Genomic DNA, 20,317 nt, shown 5'->3' with positions numbered 1-20,317 from the left:
TGCGTGATCGGCCCACCAGGAAAGTCTCGGTGGTCCAGATGCTGCGCAAGGTGCCCGCTCTAGGTGGCGGGCCGTTCTACAGGTTACGTGGGGCTCCCCGGTGCGATCACACCGGGGTGCCCCTAGGTGTTCACTAGCTCTTTTCCGATGCCTTGACCGGCGGACCGGCCGGCCGCGAGGCCGCCCGTCGCGGACGACGGCGGGTGGTGGAGCGCACGGCCGGGGCCGGAACGTCCACCTCGGGCTCGGTCTCCTCCTGAGCGGAAGGAGTCTCGGGCTCGGAAACCTCTTCTGTCACAACAGCCTCAGGAGTCACCGGCACCTCGGGCGCTTCGGGCTCCGGGCCCGTTTCCGCGACGACGGCGATCTCCTCCTCACGCACGGCCGGAGCCTCGTCGTCCGGAGTCGTCACCGGCTCACCGGCGAGTTCCGTCGCGGGCGCCTCGGCGACCGGCTCGGAGACCGGCTCAGCGGCCGCCTCGGCCGCCTGTTCGACGGCCGCTTCGGCAACGGGCTCCGAAGCCTGCGGGGCGTGCCCGTTCAGCGCGGCACCCTCGACGTTCTCGGTGACCTCGTGCGGGTGCTCACCCTTGGCTGCCTTCGTGGCGTTGGCCACGGCCTGGACCGCCGAAACCACCGACTCGCGCTGGGCGGGCGGAGGCGTCTCGGCCTTGGCCGCGGCGGGCTCGTTCTGGCTCTGTCCCTGGTCGTCACCCTTGCCCCGGCCGCGGGACCGGCGGGAGCCCTGCTCCTTGCCGCCACCGCCGCCGTTGCCGTGGTTGTGACCGTTGCCGCCGCCACCGGTGCGCTGCGGCTCGGTCGAGACGACCACGCCGCGGCCCTTGCAGTGCTCGCACGGCGTCGAGAACGCCTCGAGCAGCCCGGTGCCGATCTTCTTGCGGGTCATCTGCACCAGGCCGAGCGAGGTGACCTCGGCGACCTGGTGACGCGTGCGGTCGCGGCCGAGGCATTCGGTCAGCCGTCGCAGCACGAGCTCACGGTTGGACTCGAGCACCATGTCGATGAAGTCGATGACGATGATGCCGCCGATGTCCCGGAGCCGGAGCTGGCGGACGATCTCCTCCGCCGACTCCAGGTTGTTCCTGGTCACCGTCTCCTCGAGGTTGCCACCCGATCCGGTGAACTTGCCGGTGTTGACGTCGATGACGGTCATCGCTTCGGTGCGGTCGATGACCAGGTAGCCACCCGAGGGCAGCCAGACCTTGCGGTCCAGCGCCTTGGTGATCTGCTCGTCGATGCGGTGGTCGGCGAAGGCCGAACCGGTGCCCGTGTACCGCTTGACGCGATCCGCCAGGTCCGGCGCCACATGCTGCACGTAGTTGTAGATGGTGTCCCAGGCCTTGTCGCCCTGGATCTCCAGCTTGGCGAAGTCCTCGGTGAACAGGTCGCGGACGACCTTGACCAGCAGATCCGGCTCTTCGTAGAGCATGACCGGGGCGCTGTTCGTCTTGCCGCCGTTGCCGGCTTCGGCCTTCTCCTTGATGACGTCCCACTGCGCCTTCAGGCGGCGGACGTCCCGGTCCAGCTCCTCCTCGCTGATGCCCTCTGACGCGGTGCGGATGATCACACCGGCGTCCTCGGGGACGATGCGCTTGAGGATGTCCTTCAGGCGGCGGCGCTCGTTCTCCGGGAGCTTCCGGGAGATACCGGTGGCGCCGCCCGCGGGCACGTAGACCAGGAAGCGGCCCGGCAGCGAGATCTGCGTGGTCAGCCGGGCGCCCTTGTGCCCGACCGGGTCCTTGGTGACCTGGACCAGCACGGAATCGCCGGTGGAGAGCGCCTGCTCGATCTTGCGGGCCTTGCCCTCGAGACCGGCGGCGTCCCAGTCGACCTCGCCGGCGTAGAGCACGGCGTTGCGGCCGCGGCCGATGTCGATGAAGGCGGCCTCCATCGACGGCAGCACGTTCTGCACGCGGCCGAGGTACACGTTGCCGACGATCGAGCCGGTGCCCGACGACGTCACGAAGTGCTCGCACAGGACGCCGTCCTCGAGCACGCCGATCTGCGTGGACTCGCCCTTCTCGGCGACGACCATGGTGCGCTCGACCGACTCGCGGCGGGCGAGGAACTCGGCCTCGGACAGGATCGGCGCACGACGACGGCCCGCCTCGCGTCCGTCCCGGCGACGCTGGCGCTTGGCTTCGAGCCGGGTCGAGCCGCGCACGCTGCGGACCTCGTCCCGCGCGGGGCGCTCGGTCTCGGCGGCCTTGGCCTGGCGCACGTGGACGACCGTGTTGGGCGGGTCGTCGCTGGTGGCCTCGGCGTTGTCGTCGTCCCCGCCCTTGCGACGACGGCGGCGACGGCGACGCTTGCTGCCGCCGTCCGAATCGCCGTCATTGTCCGAATCGGACTCGGTGGACGCTTCTTCGGTGCTCTCGGCGCCGGCCTCTTCGGTGTCGGCGTCCTTGTCCTTCGCGCGCTGCTGACGGCCGCGCGGGGCTCGCGCCTCTTCGGGCTGGTCGTCCTCGTTCTCGGACTCGGCCGAGCTCTCGTCGCCGCCCTTGCCCCGGCCACGACCACGGCGTCCGCGACGACGGCGGCGACGGCCGTTGGCGTCGTCACCGTCCTCGTCGGTGCCCTGGCCTTCGGCCTGCTCGCCCTGCGTCTCGTCCTCGTCGGAAGCGGGTTCCTCGGTCGGCGCGAAGGCGGGCTCCGGCTTGCGGGCGGGCTTCGCCGCGACGGGCTCCGGCGGCAGGAACACCGGCGACGGCGCGGCGAACACCGGGACGTGCACGGCGGCCTTCGCGGGCCTGGTGGTCGGCTGCGGCGGCTCCGGGGTCACCGGGGCGGCCAGAGCGGGCGGAACGCGCCGCGAAGGGGCCTCCACCTGCGGAGCGACGGGCTCCGGCTGTGCCTTGACCTCGGGCTTGACCTCGGCCTCGACCTCGGGCTCGGGAGCCGCGGGGGTCTCGGCGACGGGCTCTTCGGCGGTTTCGGGCTCGTCTCCACCCGTGAGGGCTTCGGCGAGCTTGAGTGCCACTTCGCGGGTGACGCTGGACTGCGCGCTGCGTACGGTCTCGCCGAGCTCACCGAGCTTGGCCATCAGTTCACGGCTGTTCGATCCGAGCAGCTTCGCCAAGGCGTGCACCCGGATCCGGGGCGGCAGTTCGGCCAGCTGACCTGCGATGGGTGTGGCGGTATTCCCGCCGGTGACGGCGGGTGTGTCCGCGTTCGACATATATCTCCTCCGCCCCCGGGCGCGTCGGCTGGCTCACACCGGCTCGACGCGGCCGCGCAGGGGCCCCTTTCTGTTCGTTCCGCCGTGGTGGTCACCAGCAGCGGGAATCCTTGCCCGGACCGCGACGGCGCCGGGGTTGTCCGGGCGCCGCGTACGGCTGAAGGTCTGCTCGGCGGAGCGCTGGCCACGTTCGCGACATCGGGCCGCCCGCCACGTCGTCGAGCCGCATACAGCGGCGACGCGTGTGGAGGATGTGCAGCACACCACCGGGCCACGAGACCGCGAGCGCCACCTCTCACGTGTGCCCGTCGGCCAGCGGCCACCGCGAGTATCCCACACCCCGGCCCCACTCCGGTGTACTCGGTGCCACAGGGCTGGCTCCCGGGCGCGCCGCGGCCACCGGCCGAGCGAACTTCGCGGGAGAGCTTGTCGACCCGGCCGAGGGTGGCTAGCGTGCCGCTCGGGGGTACTGACGCGTAGGCAGCGGTGCCCCCGTCGTCCGATGTTCTCCGGTGGGAGGTCCGGTGTCCCTGCTGGGGCGGTCCCTGCGAGCGGCCGTGTGCGCCTTGGTGGTGCTCTGCGGTTCGGTCGCCGCTGTCGCGACGGCCGAGGCCGAGTCCTCGTGTCATCCCCAGGGACGAGCCCTGCGTTACGTCGTCGCCTTCGACAAGGGCACCTCCGAAGCCGAGGCCAGGGCGGCCGTCGCCGAGGGCTGTGGCAGCACGACCGTCTACTACCCGCAGATCGCCGTGGCCGTGGCGACCTCGGCCGACCGGGATTTCGCCGAGCTGGTCCGGCCCGCCGCCGCGTTCAGCGCGCAGGCCGAACGGCTGGCCGTGCAGCGGGCCAACGGCACGTCACCGGCCAGATCCGCGCCCGCCCGCGCCGAGCTCGAACCGACGGATCCGGCGAAGGTGCCCTCCGCCGACCGCACCGGCGAGCAGTGGGACATGCGCGCGATCGGCGCCGACCGGGCCCACGCGATCGAACCGGGCAGCCCGGACGTCGTCGTCGGCGTCCTCGACTCCGGCGTCGACCCCACCCACCCCGACCTGGCGAACGCCCTCGACCCCGGCAAGTCCGCGGGCTGCCTGACCGGCGCGCCCGACCGGAACTGGGCCGCGACGACGTCGGTGCACGGCACCCACGTCGCGGGGGTCATCGCCGCCGCCGACGACGGCAAAGGGGTCACCGGAGTGGCGCCCGGCGTGCGGATCGCCTCGGTGAAGGTGATCGACGACCGTGGCTACGCCGACCCCGAAGCCGCCGTCTGCGGGCTGATGTGGGCCGTTTCACAGGGCATGGCGGTGACGAACAGCAGCTACTTCGTCGATCCGTGGTCGCTCTCGTGCGCCCACGACGACAAACGGGGCGTCGTGAACGAGGTGATGGCTCGCGCCGTCGAGTACGCGACCTCGGCAGGCACCCTCAACATCGCGGCGGCGACCAACGAAGCCGCCGAGCTGGTGCCGTCCCCGCGTTCGGGTGCCCGGCGCCAGGCGGAAGGCTGTCAGGCGCTGCCCGCCGGTCTGCGTGACGTCGTCGCGGTGTCGTCCGTGAGCGAAGAGCGGGTCAAGGCCGGGTACAGCTCGTACGGACTCGGCGTGATCGACGTGACCGCTCCGGGCGGCGAGGCCGGGCAGTGCGTGCTTTCGACCGTTCCCGGCGGGTACACGCCGCTGTGCGGGACGTCGATGGCGGCGCCGCACGTCGCCGGTGTCGCGGCGTTGCTCGCTTCGAAGCATCCCGGCTACAGCGCCCGCCAGCTGCGGCGGACGCTGGACGCCCAGGCCACGCCCATCGCGTGTCCCGCCGACTACGACCTGACCGGCGACGGCTCGCAGGACGCCTACTGCACCGGGTACGCGGGGTTCAACGGCTTCTACGGGCACGGCCTGGTCGACGCGCTGGCCGCAGTGGCGCCCCGGCGGACGGGCTCGAACCCGGCCCGCTGACGGGTCAGCGCAGCAGGAGCTTGCCGAACCGCTTCGAGGACGCGTAGATCCCGACCGCCGCCAGAGCCACCAGGTACGCCACGTTCCCGACCATGCCCCACGACAGGACGCCTGCCGAGAGCCCGCGCATCAGCTCGATGCCGTGGTACAGCGGGAAGATCTGCACGATCCACTGGATCCCCGCCGGGTACACCGAAAGCGGGTAGAACGTCGTGGAGAACAGGAACAGCGGCATCAGCACGAGGTTGATGTAGTCGAACTGCGACACCGACCGCAGGAAGGTCACCAGCACGATGCCGATGGCCGAGAACGCCATCGCGATCAGCAGCGCCGCCGGGATCATCAGCAGCGCCCACCACGACCCGGGCAGCCCCATCACGGTCATCACGCCGAGGAAAGTCGCCGAGTAGATCCCGCCGCGCAGCACCGACCAGCCGACTTCGCCGAGCGCGATGTCCAGCGGCCCGATCGGGGTGGCGAGCATGGCGTCGTACAGCTTGGCGTACTTCAGCTTGAAGAACAGGTTGTACGTCGAGTCGAGGATCGCGCCGTTCATCGCCGACGCCGCGAGCAGGCCGGGCGCGACGAACGCGACGTAACTCATCGCCTGGCCGCCGGGCCCGACGACCTCGCCGACGAGCTTGCCGAAGCCGAGCTGGAAGGCCATCAGGTAGAACAGCGGCTCGAAGACGCCGGACACGAACAGCATCCAGGCGTGCGAGTACGTCAGGAAGGTCCGCTCCAGTACCGCCGTCGACCGGCCGCTGTACAGCGCGGACGGCAGGATCCGCAGCAGCACCCCGCGACGTGGGGCTTCGGTGAGCACCGCCATTTCAGACCACCAGCCGTCGGTAGAAGTACTTGTGCGCCAGCGCCCAGCCCACGCCGGCCAGGACGACCAGGAAGGCGAGGTGGCCCAGCGTGGCGAGCGGGCCGACGGTGCCGAGGCTGACCGCCCTGGCGGCCTCGTTGCCGTGCCACAGCGGGGAGATCCACGCGATCCACATCAGCGGGGCCGGCAGTTCGGAGATGGGGAAGAACGTGCCGGAGAACAACGTCATCGGGATCAGGATGAACCGGAACACCAGGCCGAACCGGGTGCCCTCGTCGTAGGTGGTCGCGGCCAGCGCCATCACCGGGGTGCCGCACGCGATACCGGTGAGCGTGCCGATCAGGATGACGGCGAGCACGCCGAAACTCGTCCACGAACCGAAGAGCGCAGCGATGACGGCGTAGATCGTGCCCGCCAGGGTCAGCCGCAGGCTCACCCACATGATCTGGCTGCCGAGCACCTGCCCCGGCGTGATCGGGGTTGCGGTGACGGCGATGTAGTCCTGCTGCCATTTGAACCCCGACAGCACCGGGTAGCTCGACTCCCCCACCGCCAGCTGCGCGGCGCCCGCCACGAGCAGCGCCGGGGCGACGTACTCCAGGTACGAGAACCCGCCCGTGGCCGCGCCCGCCTGCACCTGCGAGCCGAAACCGAGCCCCATCGCGGCCAGGAACAGCACCGGCTGCAGGCCCGTCGAGTACAAAGTGGACACCCAGTACCGGCGGTACCACATCCAATGGCCCTCGACCCGCAGCCAGGCTCCCGCCCAGCGCGAGACCACGCGGCCCGTCGACGCCTTCGTCTGCGCTGAGGTCATCAGTCCACCAGCGTCCGGCCGGTGAGGCGGAGGAAGACGTCCTCCAGCGAACTGCGGCGGACCAGGCTCGACAACGGACGCAGCCCGCGGGCGTGCGCCTGTTCGAGGGTGGCCTCACCGGTCATCGTGTAGAGCAGGACGCGGTCCGGCAGCACCTCGACGCGTTCGGCGAGGCCTTCGATCCGCTTCGCGGCCGCCTCCTGCTCGCCGTTCGGGAAGCGCAGCTCCACGACCTCGCGGGTGGAGTACCGGCTGATCAGGTCCGCGGGCGAGCCCTCGGCGGCGATCCGGCCGTTGTCCATCACGACCAGCCTGTCGCAGAGCTGTTCCGCTTCGTCCATGTAGTGCGTGGTGATGATCAGCGTGGTCCCGTCGGCCTTGAGCCGGAACAGCCTGTCCCACAACAGGTGCCGGGCCTGCGGGTCGAGACCCGTGGTCGGCTCGTCGAGCAGGAGCAGCTCCGGGTCGTTGACCAGGGACCGCGCGATGGTCAGCCGCCGCTTCATCCCGCCGGAGAGCGAATCGACCTCCGCGTTCGCCCGGTCGGTGAGCTGGGCGAACTCCATCAGCTCCTCGGCCTTGCTCCGCACGTGCGCGCGGGAAAGCCCGAAGTAGCGGCCGTAGATCTGCAGGTTCTGCCGGACGGTGAGCTCGGTGTCGAGGTTGTCCTGCTGCGGCACCACGCCGAGCCGGGCGCGGATCTTCGGCCCCTCGACGTCCGGATCCATCCCGAGGACCCGCAGGTCACCGTCGGTGCGCGGGGAGACGCTCGCGATCATCCGCATGGTGGAGGACTTGCCCGCGCCGTTGGGCCCGAGGAAGCCGAATGCCTCCCCCGGGCGGACCTCGACGTCGATCCCGCGTACGGCCTCGAAATCGCCGAAACGCTTGACCAACGCCTTCGCCTGCACCATCGCCGGTTCGTGCTCCGAGTCACCCACGGTAGGCACCCTAGGACCTGCCACCGACAAAATTCGACCGGTTTATCCGGGCCCTTGTCGGCCGTTGCCCGCTCGTCGATACTCACCGACCATGAGTCTCAAGCCCAAAATCGCCCTGTTGTCCGTTTTTGTCAGCGCCGGGCTCCTGGTGGCGCCCGCCGCGCAGGCGGCCGAGACCCGTGCGGCCACTGTGGACCCTCGGCCGTCCACCGCGAAGCTGGCCTTCGAACTGCACAAGCTGGCGGCGCTCAGCCACGGCAAGATCCGCGTGGACAAGATCGGCCGCAGCAACGAGGGCCGTCCGGTGTGGGCGGCCAGGGTCGGCCACGGCAAGACCCGGATCCAGTACGTCACCCAGCAGCACGGCGACGAGCCGCTCGGCACGCCCGCCGCGCTCGAGTTCCTGCGCGAGGTCGGCGTCGGGAACAGCGCGTGGGCGCGGAAACTGCTCGCGAAGGTGACCGTCGACATCGTCGTGCGCGCCAACCCCGACGGGCACGAGCGCGACTGGCGCTACAACTACGACCCAGACGCCACTCCCGAATACGGCGAGAAGGGCAAGGGCTACGACATCAACCGCTACCACGACCCGGCCGTCGCGCCGAAGGACAACCCGGCCACCGAGGCGGGCCTGATCCAGCGGCGGAACGCGGCGTTCAAGCCGGACATCATGGTCGACTACCACATGCAGGGCCGCTACCAAGACGGAGGAGGCAAGGAGATCACGGCTTCCACGCTGTGGCCGACGAATCCGGGCGTCAAACCGTCCGATGTGGACTTCGCGAAGCAGATCGCGGTGGTGGTGCAGCGGTCGATCGACGGTAACGGCGGCTACGTCTCGCAGTATCCCGGCGGCTCGTATCAGGGCATCGCGCGCAACGGGTACGGGCTGCTCGGCAACGGCAGCGTGCTGATCGAGCTGAGCCTCATCCCGGAGCGGGAACAGCAGCAGATCCAAGACGCGCGGGCCTCGATGCTCGCGATCGCGCGGGCCGCGGCCGACGGTTCGGTGCGGACGGTGGACCCGGCCGACGCCGACGCGATCCCGCCGCGGGGTCCGGCGCTGCCGGGTACGGTCGAAGAGGCGCACGAAGCCGCCTGACGCGTGCAATGAAAGGTCCTTTCCTTGCAAATTTTGCAAGGAAAGGACCTTTCATAGCACTAGCGGACGGTGACCGAGAGGCTCTTCGTGACCCCGTTGACGGTCACCGAGAGATTCGCCGTCCCCGGCCGCAACGCGGTCAGCACCCCGCTCGCCGGATCGAACGACGCGACGTCCCACGGCATCGCGGGCAGGAATCCGCCGGCGACATGCGTGCCCCAGCCGCCCTTCCAGTCCGCGCTCACCGGGTACGAGACCGGAACCTGACGCGCTCCCTGCGTCACCACGGCCCGGACGTCCGCCTTCTCCCCGCGCGCCAGCGAAGAGGGCCCGGACAGCGTCAGCGCGTCGACGTTCGGCCGCGTCTCGAACCGCACCGGCTGCGCCTTGTCCCCCGGCTCGAAGCGGACCATCGTCCAGCCGACGAACCCGCCGTCACCCGGCGCCGCCGCGGGCGACTTCCCGGAGTTGCCGTTCACCAGATACGGCACGCCGTCGACCCTCGACAGGCTGAAAACGCCCGCATGTGAGGCGATCGCGGCCGCCTGCTTGCCCGACTCGCGTTCGAACGCGGTCAGCCAGCCGGTCAGCATGGAGGCTTCCTTGCGGTCGGCCAGCTGCGAATTCCCGGCGGGGCTGGGGTCCTTCACCGGATGGTGCATCGCGACGACCACGCCGCGGATCCGCCGGTCCGCCTTCGCGCCGTCGAGCGCCTCGCGCAGCATCCGGATCTGGTCGAATCCGCCCGCGCGCAGCGACCCGCGCGAGGAATCCATCAGCACCAGCCGGATTCCGGCGACGTCGGCGACGCGATGGGTCTCCCCGAACGCCGCCTGGAACTCCGCGAGCCCGTGCCCGCCGTCGGCTTCGTGGTTGCCCGGAACGTAGTACCAGGGCGCCTTGCCGACGAGCTCTTCATCGATGATCGAGCGGGCCAGCACGAAATCGGCGGCCGTACCGCGGTCGACGAAGTCGCCGTTGATCAGCACGAGATCGGGTTTCGCCGCCACCGCCTCGCGCAGCGCGCGGCGCGCCTGGGCCACCAGCGGGCCGTTCGGCTGGTCGGCGGTGAACTGCGCGTCGCTGACCTCGGCGATCCGCAGACCGCCGGTCGCGGCGCCGTCGGTGATCAGCGCCGGGTCACGCGGTGCCGGGTCGGCGGGGACGGCGGCCGCGGGTGCGACCTCGAAGGTGAGGTCGTCGAAGACCAGCCGTCCTTCGTACTGCTGGTCCGGGACGTTCTCGACGGCGTAGAACTTGGTCAGCCGCTGCCCGTCGGGGAGCCCGGCCGGGATCGCCGCGCGGACGTAACGCCAGCCCGTCCAGTCGACGCTCAGCGACAGGTCCACGACGGACGGGACGTTGGCGGCGTCACGGAGTTCCGCGCGCAGCCAAGCGCCCTTCGCGTCGCCGTTGACCCACAGGCCGACACGCTGGGTGCCGGGCGGCAGCGGAAGCGGCGACGCCGAATTGACGTAGGCCGCTCGCGTGGCGTTGGTCCCGTTCAGCCGGTAGTCCAGCGCGAGACCGCGTCCGCCGTCACGACCCGGCGCCTCGGAAAGCGCGGCGCCGACGACGGCCGGGAAGACGCTGGCGTTCCAGCCGACGGGGCCGTCCAACGGGGCCGCGACCCGGGATTCCGTGCCGACCGAAGCCGCCAGATGCGTCACCTTCCCGCCGGCGGTGGCGGTGATCGCCGAAGCGCCGGACGCCTTCAGCGCGGTGACCGCGAACCCGTCACCGGAGGGTTCGATCTTCACCACGGCGGGGTCGTAGTCGAGTTTGACGTCGTCGGGCTCGATCCACGTGCCGTAACCGTCGGCGTCGTAGCCGAAGACCTTGAACGTGCTCTTCGCGCCTTCTCCGGACAGCGCGACCTGCTCGGTGCTCGTGCCCAGCCGGACGGGTGAGCCGAGGACGTTCAGTGTGGCCTTGCCCATGACGCCGCCGCGTTTCGCCAGGACGTCGACGTTCGCGGGCGCGTCGGGCCGGAGCCGGTCGGCGTGCGCGGTGAACACGCCACCGGTCACGGTGCCGCGGAAGGGATTCGTGCTGAGCCACTGGACGCGCGCGTCGACGGCGGCGCCTGTCTCGTCGTGAGCACCGGCGACGAGCTTCCGCGTGAGCCCGGAAAGCACGCGGGTCGCGTCGTCGGTGTCTTGCGCGGGTGCGGGCGCGAATCCGGTCAGCCGCCCGCTTCCCGGCACGGTGGCGACGCCGATCCCGTTGGGCACCAAGCGTTCCCCGCCGTCCGACGGCGCATTGCGCACCAGCGGCGACTTCTCGCCCTCCTCGCGGGCGAGCATCGTCGAGGAGCCGCCGCCGTCGAGGTTGAGGGCGTCGTCCGCGCCGAGCGATTTCATGTGCCGGGCGAGTTCGAGTTCGGTCATGCCGCGGCTGTCCGCCTGACGGCCGTCGACCGTGGCCAGCCACATCTTCGTGCCGTCGGCGGAGAACCCGACCGCGGTCCGGGGGTGCATGGCGACGTTGTCGACCGGCTGGACCGCGCCGTCACGCAGCAGGACCTTGTTCCCGCCGACCGAGACCGACAGCTTGCCCGCGTCACTCTTCGGCGCGTACGCGACGCCCACCTTGTCGCCGGGCTTCAAGCCGGACAACGCGTCGACGCCGCCGTCACGGGCGAGCAGGATCGTCGCCCCCGCGGCGATCGGACCGTCGGCGGGCTGCGGCCGCACCTGGGTGACCACGCCGTCGGAGACCTCGACCTCGACGACGCTCCGGGCGCCCGCGACCGAGGTCCGCCGCGAGGACGCGCCCCACAACGGCGTGTAGACGCCGATCGCGTCGCCGCTCAGCACCGGGCTGTTGAAGTTCGAGGCGGGCACGACCTTGCCGTCGGGCAGGGTCACGGACGCTTCGAGGAACACCTCCGCGAGCCGCGCCTTGCCTTCTTCGGTGATCGACGCGGTCAGGTTGTGGCCGCGCGCGGGCGCCGTCTGGAGTTTCCCGGCGTCGACGCCGACGCCGATCGGCGCCCCGCTGGCGTTGATGTCGAAGAAGTCCCCGTTGACCCCGGCGACCGCGCCGGCCCTGGCGACCTGCTGCGAGAGCGGCGTCCGCGCGGAAACCGTGCCGGGGCTGAGGTACGTCGGCTTGAGCGTCTTGCTGGTGAGATCGACGGCGAGGGTGTCGCCGCGGATCCAGCCCGCCGGGTCGTACCGGTCGAACTCGGTGAGACTCAGGCCCGGCGCCACGCGCGAAGTCGCGCTGGTGGTGACGAGACCGTCGTCGGGCGCGGCCACGGCGTACGCGGACGGGCCCTCCTTCGCCGAAGAGGCCGCCGGAGCGGCTTCGACGGGCACCGGACCGAGCGGAGCGGCCAAGGGATCGGCGTACGCCGGTATGGCGACGAACGATCCGGGCAGCAGGGCAGCGAGCAGCAACAGGCGTGAATTTCTCACGAATTACCCCACGATCGAGTGATAGGCAGCATCGCTCAGCACAGCGGACGCGGACCGCCAGGAGAAGACCCCGAGGTGAACGTGAACCGAACGGCGTAGGGCGCGAAGGTCAGGGCGTGAAAGGCCCGGCGAGGAAGGTCTTCGCCGCCGCGGCGTCACCGGTGATTTCGATACCCGCCCCGTCGAGCTCGATCCGTTGCCACAGCAGCAGATCCAGCGCTTCCGCGGTGCCTTCGACGACGGCACCGGCCGCTTCGGCGGGATCCGCCTGCCGCGAGCCGGGGACGTCGGTTTCACCCGGCGGTGTGATCAACCAGGCGTGTCCGGTGTCGGATGTCTTCAGCAGCAACGGAACGGTGACCACGGGCGGGGTGTGCCAGCGCTTCACCTTCGGCAGCATGCCGAGGAGGACCTCGTCCGCGCCGTCGGCGGCGATGGACGGGTCGAGGGTGTATCCGGTCCCTGCCGCGCGGTGGGCGTCGAGCAGGTGCACCGCGGTCTCGTGGACCTGGCGGCGGAACCAGAAGGCTTTGGTCTTGGCGGCGGCGGTGAAGTTCCAGGCGCCGTCTCCGGGAGATGCCTCGCGCAGTGCCTCGATGAGCTCTTCGGCGCTTTCGCGGTACCAGGCGGCGAGGTCCGCGCCCGGATCGGCTTCGAAGATCTGCGGGGCGGGGTCGCCGGTGCGCACGATCCCGGCCGCCCAGAGGTGGACGTTGCCGAGGTGGACGACCAGGTCACGCAGGCGCCAGTCGCCGCAGCACGGCACGGGCGCGGCGTGGTCCCCGGTGCGCGCCACCCGCGCGAAACCGGCGGTGAGTTCCCGCAGTCGCGCCAGGTACTCGTCCGGTGTCATCGACAACCCCCAGATCCGTGGGTGACGCGGTCTTCCCGCGCCACCCACGAGTGTGTCAGACCTCGGGGAACCAGAGCTTGAGCTCGCGCTCGGCCGACTCCGGGGAGTCCGAACCGTGCACCAGGTTGTACTGGGTCTCCAGCGCGAAGTCACCGCGCAGGGTGCCGGGGGTGGCCTTCTCGACCGGGTCGGTGCCGCCGGCGAGCTGGCGGAAGGCGGCGATGGCGCGCGGGCCCTCGACGGCGATCGCGACCAGCGGGCCCGAGGTGATGAACTCGAGGAGGTCGCCGAAGAACGGGCGCTCCTTGTGCTCGGCGTAGTGCTCCTCGGCGACCGAGCGCTCGACGGTGCGCAGTTCGAGGGCGGCGAGCTTCAGGCCCTTGCGCTCGATGCGAGCGATGACCTCGCCGACGAGGCCGCGCGCGACGCCATCGGGCTTGACGAGGACCAGCGTGCGTTCAGTCACGGCGGTATTTCTCCTTGGGTGGGATTCGTGCTATTCGCCCGGAGCCTACTGGGTGCTTCTCCGCTCACTTCACGTCGGACCAGGGAATGGCCTCGATGCGCTCGAGGTGCTCCTCGCCCCACTCCCCGAGCGCGGCCATCGCGGTGTTGAGGGAATCCCCGAACTCCGTCAGCGAATACTCGACCTTCGGCGGAACCTGGTGGTACACCTCGCGATGCAGCAGTCCGGTGGTCTCCATCTCGCGCAGCTGCAGGATCAGCACCCGTTCGCTGATGCCGGGCACCGCGCGCCGCAGCTCGCCGAAGCGCACCGGGCCGTCCTGGAGCGCGAACAGGATGAGCCCTTTCCATTTGCCGCCCATGACGGCGATCGCGGCGTCGAGGCCGCAGGTGAACGTGCGGTTCTTGGTCATCGTGTCACTTACCTTTTTGTCGGTACCCGGCAAAATAGTAGGTACTTGATCGAATGTACGCGACCACCCAGCATGGAGTCATCCCGAAGATTTCCTTTGACTGGAGCGAAAAATGCCGAAGACACCGCTGACCGTCGTGGGCCTCGGCTCGATGGGCTCGGCCCTCGCGGGCGCCTTCCTCGCGGCCGGGCATCCGACCACCGTGTGGAACAGGACGGCCTCGAAGGCCGATCCTCTCGTCGCACGCGGAGCGCGTCTGGCCGCGACGGCCGACGACGCGGTGCGGGCGAGCCCGTTGACCATCGCCTGCCTGACGACATACGAAGACACACGCGCGGCTTTGGAAGCGGCCTCACTGACCGGACGTGCTTTGGTCACCCTGAACAGCGGCTCGCCGGTGGAAGCACGCCGGATGGCCGCATGGGCGACGGGTCGCGGCGCGCGCTACCTCGACGGGGCGATCAAGAACGTGCCGTCGGCCGTGGGAGCGCCGGACACGCTGTTGTACTACGGCGGCGACAAGACCGTCTTCGACGAGCACCGGGAAACGTTGCGGGTGCTGGGCGGCGACACCGTCCATCTCGGTGAGGAAACCGATCTGGCCGCGCTGTACGAAACGGCCGTCGGCGGCACCCTGTTGCCCGCGCTGGTCGGGTTCTTCCAGGGTGCCGCCGCGTTGCGGTCGCGCGGGCTCGAAGCCGAGACGCTCCTGCCGTACGCCACCAAATGGTTCGAGATGATCATCTCGGTGCTTCCGATGTACGCCAAGGAAATCGACAGCGGCGACTACTCGGATCCAGCGGCCTCGGTGAACATCTTCCACGCCGGCGCCGCCGCCGACCTCGGACTGGCCGAGGAAGGCGTCGACGTCGGCTGGCAGCGGCCGATGCACGACCTCGTGCGGCGGGCCGCCGAGGCCGGGCACGGCGATCTCAGCATCGCGGTGCTGACGGAACTGCTCAGCGTTGGGGCCGCAGGGTCTTCGACCACAGAGAAGCGCCCGTAGCGTCCCTCAGGTCGACCGTGAGCGCGCCGCTCCGCCCGTCGATGTTCACCTCGCCGAAGTGCTGGAAGCCGTCGGCGGGCGAGGTGTTCGCGGCGGGCGGGGCGTGCACGAACACCGCTTCCGGCCCGAAGGTCGGGTCGAGCTTGTTCGGACCGAACGCGCCGGCGTTGAGCGGACCGGAGACGAACTCCCAGAACGGGTCGAACTCGGTGAAGGAAGCGCGATCCGGCGAGTAGTGGTGCGCCGCGGTGTAGTGCACGTCGGCGGTCAGCCAGACGACGTTGCGCACCCGGCGCCGCGAGATCTCCCGCAGCACCCAGGCGAGCTCGGTCTCGCGGCCGCCGGGAGCGCCGGGCAGGCCGTTGGCGACACCCTCGATGGCCTTGCCGTCCGGAACGGTGAGGCCGATCGGCAGGTCGGCCTGGATGATCTTCCAGGTCGCGGTGCTGCGGTCGAGCGCGTCGACGAGCCAGCGGGCCTGGCGGTCGCCGAGGATGCGGCCCGGTTTGGTCTGGTCCGAGGTGTTGGCGTCCTTGTAGGTCCGCATGTCCAGCACGAAGACCTCGGCGCGGGAACCGTGCCGGAAGTTGCGGTGGACACGGCCGTCGACGGCCTGACGACGGTCGATCGGGTGCCATTCGTGGAACGCCTGGAACGCGCGGGCGGCGAGGACGTCGACGCGCTTCTCGGTGTATTCGGGGCGGTCGTTGAGGATCTCCCCCGGGTACCAATTGTTCACGACTTCATGGTCGTCCCACTGGACGTAGGCGGGCACGTTCGCCGTGAAGCGCTTGAGGTTCTCGTCGAGCATGTTGTAGGCGAACTGGCCGCGGTACTCGTCGAGCGTCTCGGCGACCTTCGCCTTCTCCGGGGTGACGATGTTGCGCCACACCCGCCCGCCGGGCAGCGCGACGGTCTCGGTGAGCGGCGCGTCGGCGTAGACCGTGTCTCCACAATGGAGGAACAGGTCCGGACGGCGCTCGGCCATCGCGCGGTAGATCGTCATACCGCCGAGTTCGGGGTTGATGCCCCAGTTCTGCCCGGCGACGTCACCGGACCACAGCAGCCGGACGTCGGAGCGGCCGACGGGGGCGGTCGTGAAGCGGCCGGTGAGGGCCTCGCTGCGAGTGCGGCCGTCGAGGTCTTCCGCGGTCACGCGGTAGTGGACTTCGGTCCCGGGCATGAGCCCCGCGACGCGAACCTTGCCCGTACCACCGGTCTCCGGGCTCATCACCGGACCGCGCACGCGGCGCGCGTGCCGGAACGACGGATCCCGGGAGACCTCCACGATCAGCCGCGACGGCCGGTCGGCGCGCGACCAGACGATGCCGGAACCGGTGGTGACGTCGCCGGACTGGACACCGTGGGTGAGCACCGGGCGGTCGCGGCGGAGCAGCGGAACCGGGTTCGCGGTCGCGGTTCCCGGGAGGAGCAGGCCGCCCGCGACCGCTCCGGCGCCGGTGAGACCGGCTTTGAGCAGCGTGCGGCGGTTGTGGTGGGTTGCGGTCATGGCGCGGTTCTATCCCGCGGCCACGGCCGGTGGGCCAACGGCGGTTTGCGCGGTGATGAACGAACGGACGGTAGCCGTTCCGGCGGTTTCCGCGACTCTATTCGACTTGGCGTGCTTCGCGCGTTAAAGAATGCTTCGCGCGACAAAGAGCCCACCGAGGAATATGAACAAATTTTCGCGTGTTTTGCTAACTTTTGATTCGAATCTTTGTTCGATTCCCTGGTATTCTTGTGGGGTGTCCGGACAACGAATCCTCGAGCCGCCGCAGGAGTTGTGGCGTGCCGGTGCGCGGGAGCTGGCGCATGGTGTGGTGGAGCGGTTGTCGGTGGCACGGCAGGCGTTGGCGGAGGTCGGGCAGTTCCTGGTCGAGATCGAGTCCCGGGGTCCGATGGAACTGTTCGGCCATGGTTCGACTGCGGGTTGGCTCGCCGAGACGGCGCGGGTCAGTCCGAACGAGGCCCGTGACACCGTCACTCGCGCGTTGGCTGTGAACGAGAGCCGGAACCTGGACGGCACCCCCGCCCCTGCTTTCGCGCCGATCGCCGGAGCCGCGGCGGCGGAGGGTGACCTGGGGCATCAGCAGCTGGATCCGATCCTCGCGGTGCTGAAGAAGATCCCGGCCGACGCCTCGGCCGATGACCGGACCGGCGCCGAGCAGATCCTGGTCACCTTGGCCCGTCACGCCGGGCCACAGGAGATCGCCAATGTCGGCGCCGACCTCTTGGCCCATCTTGACCCCGATGGGAACGAGCCCAAGGACGAGGACCTGAAACCCCCGTCACGCGAGGTGCACCTGCACAAGCGTGACGACGGGTGGTGGCGGCTCAACGGCCTCCTCGACCCCGAGTTCGGGGCCCGCGCGAACGCCCTGTTCGAAACCTGGGGACAGCGAAGACCCGTCGACGAGGACGGCAACCGTGATCCGCGCACCCCGGGCGAGCGCAACGGGGACGCACTGTTCGACGCGATCCACTATGCGATGACCAACGACAAAGCCCCCACCCTCTCCGGAGACCGCACCACCGTCGTGGTCACCATCCCGCTGGACACACTGACCTCCGGGCTGGGGGCGGCCTGCGTGGACGGAGTCGCGCAGATCACCGCCCGGCACGCCCGCATGCTGGCCTGCGACGCCAAAATCATCCCCGCCATCCTCGGCAGCGAAAGCGAACCCCTCGACATCGGACGCGCCGCCCGCAGCGTCACCCCCGCCCAACGACGCGCCTTGAACCTGCGCGACCACGGATGCGCGTTCCCCGGCTGCCGGCGAAGACCCAAACACTGCGAAGCCCACCATATTCTGCCGTGGGGGCAGCTCGGCGACACCGACCTCAACAATCTCTGCCTGTTGTGCCGCTACCACCACATGGTCATCCACGGCCAATCCGGCTGGACAGTCCACATCACCAACGGACGACCCGAATTCATCCCACCGCAGTATTTGGACCCGCTCCAAACACCCCGCCGCAACCACCGCTGAACCCGAGGAAGCCCGCCGACCAACTTGGCGACGGGCCCTTCGGCATGCACGGAAATCAAGACTCGACGACACCGCAACACTGTTCGATCCGGCCCTGATACAACGGCCCGCCCAACGTCGAGGCCACGACCTCACGCACAGAGGCCGAGGCGGCCACTTCGCGCAGACGCTCCGGGAAGTGATCACTCACCAAGGCCGGATCCAGGATCCCGGCGACCGAAGACGGCTCCGCCTCCAAGTGATCGAAAAGATCCGGCCAGCGGACACGGACGACACACCACAAGGCCAGCGTGTCGGTTCCGACCGTGTTGCCTTCCAGGGTCCTGATGGCCCGATGAGCGGTGTAGGTGTTGACAAACTGATTGAATCCGCGTGGCGTATCACTGATCAACGGCGCGAACTTCCGCAGCCAGTGTTCGGTTTGTTCGCGCACCACGGGCTGCGCGAGCGCACGGGTGGCGTCACCGACCAGTTCCGCCTTCGCTGCTGCCGACGCCTCGTCGAGAATGTCGAGGATCTCTCTTTCCCTGCCGGCTTCACCGCGCAGACGACCACGAAGCAAAGCCGCCTCGCTCGCGATTTCCGAGTCCCCGCCTTCGGAGATCCGCAGAAGCCGATCGATGTAGAGCCGCCGCAGCGCGGTCGTGAACGACGGCATGGGAACCGTTATCTGAAAGAGCTTCTCGAGAAACAGGTAGCCGAGTGACTTACCGGGACGGGCGACACAATGCTCGAACACCGGATACTTCGACTCATAGCTCTTGCGAAGCCAAGCTCCGTCCGCGGCGACGACGAACAAGGGCGCGCTCGCCGCGCCCGGCGCGTTACGGAAGACGGTCTGGACGGTGTCGAGCAGGCCGACGACCTCCTCATACCCACACCGGTCCAGATCATCGATGAGGAACAGCAACGGTTTCCGCGTACGGCCCAACAGCCAGGAGAAGTGTGCGGACACCTCCGCCATCGGGTTCGTTCCCGACTCTTCGAAGAGTTTCGCGCCACGAGCCGAGTTCCAGAGCAGAAAGCGGCTCACGACGAGCGCGCCCGCCCAGAACGGGATCATCGCGGCCACCACGGTGCCGACGACCTTGGCCGCCTCGCTCCAGCCCCCGGCCGTGCCCTGTCGCGGCCACAGCCAGAATGCGAGACCACCGACGAGCAGTACCAGGACCAGGACCGCGAAGGCATAAGGGGCACCGGTCCGGCGCGCTCTGGCGAAGACTTCGGCCGACCGGAGCCATCGCCTCCCCCACCAACCTCGATCCGCGGCGATCGCGTCCCTGGCCGCGGTCAGCAACGTCCACCACGGACGCCCCAGGCGAGCCTGCCGCCACGCGTCGAACTCGACGAGCAGGAAAGTGCCGTCCAGCCTCCGCCTCAGGAAACCGAGCAGCGTCGTCTTTCCCGTTCCCCATGCCCCGTCGACGTGGACCAGGAAGGAAACGTCCGGTCGGCGCATCCGAGCGTCGGTCAGCCGGAAGGCGAGCACTCCAGCGAGTTCGTCGCGATGCAGGAAGTCCTCGCGCGCGGTCGCGTCGGCGGCCCACTCGACGTCGGAACCCGGAGTCGTGCCGTGCACCGCAGGACTGCCGGCCACTCGGAGGTGCTCGGCCGCAGGCGTCACGTGGTACATCGTCTGCTGCACCGGCGTCACCGCCTCTCGCCCCAGGAACGCCCCGAACTCCTCTGCCGTCACCACACCGTCGCGATCGGCGTCGGCCCGGCCGGTACGGAGGCCGTCGACGAGGGCGTCAGCGAGGACACCGGCGCTCCAGGAAGGCCCCTTTTCATGCTCTCGCAAGGCATTCGTGGCGGACACGGCCACGATCGCCCGCTCTCCCGGAAAGTCCTCTCCGACCCACATGACCGACTCGGCGAAGGCTCCGGAGAAAGGGAAGTCGAAGATCAGCACGAACTTCCGGCAGTCGCTGGTCTCTACGTAGTGGCGGAGCGCCCTCGATGACAACGCGCTGGTCGCGGCGTACCGCGCATCGGTGTCGGTCGAGGCGAAATACCACTCACCCTGCCCCTGGACCCCGCCGCCGATGAGATACAGCAGCAAGACGTCTTCCGGCCCCGCCGCGTCGAAGAAGCGGGCGATCACGCTGAAGACCGTGGTGTTCGACTGATCGGAAAGCGATGCCACCTCGAAGCCACCGATGGCTTCGTCTCCGAACACCGCGGCCACTGCCGCGGCCTCGGTCGTGACGTCCAACCCCTCGAACGAGGGATCGGTGAAGCGGGAACTCCCGACGATCAACGCTTTCCTGGCCATCCATGGCTCCCGTCCCGGTGAACATCCACCGAGTCGGCCTGGATGGC

The 20,317-nt window shown here is 69.7% G+C and carries 14 protein-coding genes; 4 read left to right on the top strand and 10 right to left on the bottom strand.

Translation table 11 applies throughout. From position 1 onward, the window contains the following. Positions 1-133 precede the first annotated feature (133 nt). Entirely contained in the window at positions 134-3,199 is a 3,066-nt protein-coding gene (locus tag AMK34_RS20510; RefSeq protein WP_073846454.1) for a translation initiation factor IF-2 N-terminal domain-containing protein, read from the bottom strand. A 524-nt stretch (positions 3,200-3,723) separates the two neighbouring features. On the opposite strand from AMK34_RS20510, the gene AMK34_RS20505 reads away from it, so the two are divergent. Next, positions 3,724-5,154 carry a S8 family peptidase gene (locus tag AMK34_RS20505; protein ID WP_073846453.1) on the top strand — a complete coding sequence of 477 codons (1,431 nt, stop codon included), beginning with the start codon at positions 3,724-3,726 and terminating at the stop codon, positions 5,152-5,154. Positions 5,155-5,158: 4 nt separating this feature from the next. Here AMK34_RS20505 and AMK34_RS20500 read toward each other — a convergent pair whose 3' ends face one another. From AMK34_RS20500 to AMK34_RS20490, 3 genes are read right to left on the bottom strand one after another with little or no spacing between them, the layout of a single operon-like run. Then, positions 5,159-5,986, bottom strand: a complete 828-nt coding sequence (locus AMK34_RS20500; protein WP_037342719.1) for an ABC transporter permease — start codon at positions 5,984-5,986, stop codon at positions 5,159-5,161. Position 5,987: 1 nt separating this feature from the next. Continuing rightward, positions 5,988-6,803: an ABC transporter permease gene (locus tag AMK34_RS20495; RefSeq protein ID WP_073846452.1), complete on the bottom strand. Its 816-nt coding sequence runs from the start codon at positions 6,801-6,803 to the stop codon at positions 5,988-5,990. Beyond that, positions 6,803-7,717, bottom strand: a complete 915-nt coding sequence (locus tag AMK34_RS20490; RefSeq protein WP_073847132.1) for an ABC transporter ATP-binding protein — start codon at positions 7,715-7,717, stop codon at positions 6,803-6,805. Before AMK34_RS20490 ends, AMK34_RS20495 begins: the two co-directional genes overlap by 1 nt. 118 nt (positions 7,718-7,835) lie before the next feature. On the opposite strand from AMK34_RS20490, the gene AMK34_RS20485 reads away from it, so the two are divergent. Further along, on the top strand, positions 7,836-8,846 hold the full coding sequence (locus tag AMK34_RS20485; protein WP_073846451.1) for a M14 family zinc carboxypeptidase: 1,011 nt from the start codon (positions 7,836-7,838) through the stop codon (positions 8,844-8,846). A gap of 59 nt (positions 8,847-8,905) precedes the next feature. On the opposite strand, the gene AMK34_RS20480 is transcribed toward AMK34_RS20485, so the two are convergent. The 4 genes from AMK34_RS20480 to AMK34_RS20465 all read right to left on the bottom strand — a co-directional run bounded on the left by AMK34_RS20480 (position 8,906) and on the right by AMK34_RS20465 (position 13,999). Then, complete coding sequence (locus AMK34_RS20480) at positions 8,906-12,250, bottom strand: phosphodiester glycosidase family protein (protein ID WP_073846450.1); 3,345 nt, start codon at positions 12,248-12,250, stop codon at positions 8,906-8,908. A 127-nt stretch (positions 12,251-12,377) separates the two neighbouring features. Continuing rightward, positions 12,378-13,121: a maleylpyruvate isomerase family mycothiol-dependent enzyme gene (locus AMK34_RS20475; protein WP_073846449.1), complete on the bottom strand. Its 744-nt coding sequence runs from the start codon at positions 13,119-13,121 to the stop codon at positions 12,378-12,380. Between the two features lie 55 nt (positions 13,122-13,176). After that, complete coding sequence (gene ndk, locus AMK34_RS20470; RefSeq protein ID WP_005158515.1) at positions 13,177-13,587, bottom strand: nucleoside-diphosphate kinase; 411 nt, start codon at positions 13,585-13,587, stop codon at positions 13,177-13,179. Between the two features lie 64 nt (positions 13,588-13,651). Then, positions 13,652-13,999 (bottom strand): winged helix-turn-helix transcriptional regulator, encoded by a 348-nt coding sequence (locus tag AMK34_RS20465; protein WP_038517231.1) that lies wholly within the window; start codon positions 13,997-13,999, stop codon positions 13,652-13,654. 112 nt (positions 14,000-14,111) lie between these two features. On the opposite strand from AMK34_RS20465, the gene AMK34_RS20460 reads away from it, so the two are divergent. Beyond that, positions 14,112-15,005, top strand: coding sequence for an NAD(P)-dependent oxidoreductase (locus tag AMK34_RS20460; protein WP_073846448.1), 894 nt, complete (start codon positions 14,112-14,114; stop codon positions 15,003-15,005). Here the strand turns inward: AMK34_RS20460 and AMK34_RS20455 are convergent. Further along, positions 14,959-16,515: an alkaline phosphatase D family protein gene (locus AMK34_RS20455; protein ID WP_073846447.1), complete on the bottom strand. Its 1,557-nt coding sequence runs from the start codon at positions 16,513-16,515 to the stop codon at positions 14,959-14,961. The two genes, AMK34_RS20460 and AMK34_RS20455, sit on opposite strands and share 47 nt — an antisense overlap. Positions 16,516-16,750: 235 nt before the next feature. Between AMK34_RS20455 and AMK34_RS20450 the strand changes: the two genes are divergently transcribed. Then, the gene (locus AMK34_RS20450; RefSeq protein ID WP_073846446.1) at positions 16,751-17,995 is read left to right on the top strand and encodes an HNH endonuclease signature motif containing protein; all 1,245 of its coding nucleotides are present in this window, start codon (positions 16,751-16,753) and stop codon (positions 17,993-17,995) included. Between the two features lie 55 nt (positions 17,996-18,050). Here the strand turns inward: AMK34_RS20450 and AMK34_RS20445 are convergent, their stop codons facing one another. Then, positions 18,051-20,270 carry a P-loop NTPase fold protein gene (locus AMK34_RS20445; RefSeq protein ID WP_143202529.1) on the bottom strand — a complete coding sequence of 740 codons (2,220 nt, stop codon included), beginning with the start codon at positions 20,268-20,270 and terminating at the stop codon, positions 18,051-18,053. Between the last annotated feature and the right edge of the window lie 47 nt (positions 20,271-20,317).

This window comes from Amycolatopsis sp. CB00013 (assembly GCF_001905755.1).
Taxonomy (GTDB): domain Bacteria; phylum Actinomycetota; class Actinomycetes; order Mycobacteriales; family Pseudonocardiaceae; genus Amycolatopsis; species Amycolatopsis japonica.
Note: the sequence above shows the minus strand (reverse complement) of the source record. Positions and strands in the feature narration are given on the sequence as shown.

What these genes read in the sequence shown, in the direction of transcription:
- AMK34_RS20510 (WP_073846454.1), bottom strand. Translation starts at nt 3,199, where the DNA reads ATGTCGAACGCGGACACACCCGCCGTCACCGGCGGGAATACCGCCACA.
- AMK34_RS20500 (WP_037342719.1), bottom strand. Translation starts at nt 5,986, where the DNA reads ATGGCGGTGCTCACCGAAGCCCCACGTCGCGGGGTGCTGCTGCGGATC.
- AMK34_RS20495 (WP_073846452.1), bottom strand. Translation starts at nt 6,803, where the DNA reads ATGACCTCAGCGCAGACGAAGGCGTCGACGGGCCGCGTGGTCTCGCGC.
- AMK34_RS20490 (WP_073847132.1), bottom strand. Translation starts at nt 7,717, where the DNA reads ATGGTGCAGGCGAAGGCGTTGGTCAAGCGTTTCGGCGATTTCGAGGCC.
- AMK34_RS20485 (WP_073846451.1), top strand. Translation starts at nt 7,836, where the DNA reads ATGAGTCTCAAGCCCAAAATCGCCCTGTTGTCCGTTTTTGTCAGCGCC.
- AMK34_RS20475 (WP_073846449.1), bottom strand. Translation starts at nt 13,121, where the DNA reads ATGACACCGGACGAGTACCTGGCGCGACTGCGGGAACTCACCGCCGGT.
- AMK34_RS20465 (WP_038517231.1), bottom strand. Translation starts at nt 13,999, where the DNA reads ATGACCAAGAACCGCACGTTCACCTGCGGCCTCGACGCCGCGATCGCC.
- AMK34_RS20460 (WP_073846448.1), top strand. Translation starts at nt 14,112, where the DNA reads ATGCCGAAGACACCGCTGACCGTCGTGGGCCTCGGCTCGATGGGCTCG.
- AMK34_RS20455 (WP_073846447.1), bottom strand. Translation starts at nt 16,515, where the DNA reads ATGACCGCAACCCACCACAACCGCCGCACGCTGCTCAAAGCCGGTCTC.
- AMK34_RS20445 (WP_143202529.1), bottom strand. Translation starts at nt 20,270, where the DNA reads ATGGCCAGGAAAGCGTTGATCGTCGGGAGTTCCCGCTTCACCGATCCC.